General features: G+C 29.7%; 2 protein-coding genes. One reads left to right on the top strand and one right to left on the bottom strand.

Going from position 1 to position 1,787, the window contains the following annotated elements; all coding sequences use genetic code 11:
- Window positions 1-804: carboxypeptidase-like regulatory domain-containing protein (locus ACTG3S_RS07350; RefSeq protein WP_439128709.1), on the bottom strand; the 804-nt coding region annotated here is incomplete at its 3' end.
- Between the two features lie 263 nt (window positions 805-1,067).
- Between ACTG3S_RS07350 and ACTG3S_RS07345 the strand changes: the two genes are divergently transcribed.
- Window positions 1,068-1,787, top strand: a 720-nt coding sequence (locus ACTG3S_RS07345; RefSeq protein WP_439128708.1) for an inorganic phosphate transporter, incomplete at its 3' end; no start/stop codon positions are given.

Below are 1,787 nucleotides of genomic sequence, written 5' to 3'. Positions count from 1 at the left end.
TGTAATGATTGTTCTTCTAAAGTTACCAAACTGTTGCATTACATTTGTATTAGAACCACTAGCAACACTTATAGAAAATTCTTTTTTCCTATACCCCTTGGTTTCTACATTTACATTACCCGAAGCTTGGTCTAAATAATTTGATGCTGCATATGTTTTGCTGATACCAACATTTTCTATAATGTTCGTAGAAAACAAACTTAAATTGATATTTTTATTATCCACATTATCAGAAGGAATTGGCAAACCGTTCATTGTAGTAGATAAATATCTATCTCCTAAACCTCTTACATAGATATCTCCTGTACCTTCACTTTTAGTTACACCAGAAATTTTTGTTGTTGCATTAGATGCATTAGAAACTCCTGTTTTAGCTAATCTTTCTGCACCAATACTTTCTACAATTATGGTTGCTTTTTTTTGTTTTAACAACAAAGCAGATTCTTTATCTCTACCTGCAGCAGATTTTACAACAATCTCGTCTAAAGAAACGCCTTCTTCTGCAGACATTAATTGATTTATTGTTAAAGTTTCATCTTTTTTAATAGTAAATGTTTTTTCTATGGTTTTATACCCTAAAAAACTAAACTGTACAACATGTGTACCTGCTGGTACTTTAATAGAGTATTTACCATCAAAATCTGTAGTTGCACCAATTGTGGTACCTTTAATAACTACGTTTGCAAAAGGTAATGGCTCGTTATTGGTTTCTTTATCTGTTAATAAACCTTGTAAAGTACCTTTGTTTTGCGCTATTAAAACTTGACTTAATGCAATAAAAGCAATAAATAGAATTTTCTTCATTTTTATATTTAATTTACTGGTGCAAAAGTCTACTTACTTTGTAAAGTCTATGTTAGTTGTAAATTATGCTTCTGTTATTAGGTTGTTAAGTCAATGTTACGAGATAGGGTTTTAATGTTAAGAAAAGATTTACAATCTTTAAAAATTATAAGATTTTTTTTTGATATGTTTGCTAAAAGATACATAGCGCATATTATAACGTTAAGATAACATTATGCATCTTTTGAGTCTTTAAATTTGCCTGATTAAATTTTTTAATAAAAATGGGAGATCCATATATTTTAATGCTTGTTGCTTTAGCTATTTTAGCTATCGTAGATTTAGTAGTTGGTGTTAGTAATGATGCTGTTAATTTTTTAAATTCTGCTATAGGCTCTAAAGCAATTTCTGTAAAAAACATTATGATTATTGCTAGTGTTGGTGTGTTTTTCGGCGCTGTTACCTCTAGTGGAATGATGGAAGTGGCGCGTAAAGGAATTTTTAACCCAAGTATGTTTGTATTTCAAGATGTCATGTTCATTTTTATGGCTGTTATGATTACAGACATTTTATTGTTAGATATTTTTAACTCTTTGGGGATGCCTACCTCTACCACAGTTTCTATTGTTTTTGAATTGTTAGGGTCTGCTGTTGTAATTGCATTAATTAAAATTGCGAACAATGATGCAGAAAATTTTTCTGCAATATGGAACTACATTAACTACGAAACTGCCACAGATATTATTTTAGGTATTTTACTTTCTGTAGTTGTTGCTTTTACAGTGGGTGCCATTGTGCAATACTTTTCTAGATTAATTTATTCTTTTAATTTTGAAAGTAGAGCTAGCTATATAAACGCTCTTTTTGGTGGCTTTGCAGTAACATCAATCACTTACTTTATAATTATTAAAGGTTTAAAAGGAACTGATTTTTACGGAAGTATAGCTGGCTATTTAGAAGGTAATACTTTACAAATTATTGTAATTAGCTTTTTAATTTGGACA

The organism is Polaribacter sp., assembly GCF_965656025.1.
Classification (GTDB): domain Bacteria; phylum Bacteroidota; class Bacteroidia; order Flavobacteriales; family Flavobacteriaceae; genus Polaribacter.
Note: the sequence above shows the minus strand (reverse complement) of the source record. Positions and strands in the feature narration are given on the sequence as shown.